1 protein-coding gene is annotated in these 856 nt (G+C 61.9%); it reads right to left on the minus strand.

What is annotated here, in order from left to right; genetic code table 11:
- The coding region (locus RWX45_RS01130) for a hypothetical protein (protein ID WP_316021955.1) at positions 1-598 on the minus strand (598 nt) is incomplete at its 3' end.
- Between the last annotated feature and the right edge of the window lie 258 nt (positions 599-856).

An 856-nucleotide genomic window follows, 5' to 3' on the forward strand; every position in this document is an offset into this window, starting at 1 on the left:
GGGCGGGGTGATTCTGTGCGTTGGTTCCGATGTAGGTCAGTAGTTCGGGCATGACCTCCACTGCCTCCCGGGTGTTGTGCGGGGCATCCAGGCCGTTTTCGGGGTGGAGAAGGTTGACCACTACCGTGAAGCCGTCCCCAAACCAGTAGCCGTGCACATCGTTTTCTGAGTTGAATTGCATGACCCAGAGGTAGGTGTTGCCCTCCAGCTGGGGGATATCGAGCTTCTGAACACCGTTGTCGGTGTCCGCGGCCATGGTCTCATCGGTCCACTTATAACCGTTGCCGGCCTCGTAATAGTCGTAGCGCCAGAAGTCGATCATCATAATGGCGTCGTCCAGCTCGTAGCCCTTGGAGTTCGTCGCCGGGGGCTTGCCCGACAAGACAGTGCATGTGCTTGTTCGGCTGCTGAGCTGCGTCATCCAGGAGTCTCCGATTTGGCTGCCGAGGATTCGGTTGAGTTCGGCGGTCTCGTAGAGGCCGTTGCATACGGTCTCCGGCGGGGGTGCCGGGGGTTCTTCCGTCTCCCAGGGGCGCCACCACACGCCGACAACGCCGATGACAAGCGCAACGGCCAGCGCGATGGTGAGCAGAATCAATGATCTGCGTCGCCTTGGCCGGCGATCACGAGCCTCGGGGACGGCAGCGTGTGAGTTACGGGCGCTGTCAGGCTTGCCGGTGGTGTTGGTTGAGTCCATGGTGGGTGTGAGCGTGATGGTGGGTGTCAGCGTGTCAGGAGGTGGTGGGGTGTGCGGTTGTCTGGCCTGGGTGTGTTGATTCTGCGTCGGGGACGTCGTCCCCGTTCGCTGGCGGGGTGTCTGGGGTGTCGGCCGTGTCGGTTGGTTTGGGTGCTGGGA

The sequence above is a fragment of the Actinomyces sp. MRS3W genome (assembly GCF_032465695.1).
Taxonomy (GTDB): Bacteria; Actinomycetota; Actinomycetes; order Actinomycetales; family Actinomycetaceae; genus Actinomyces.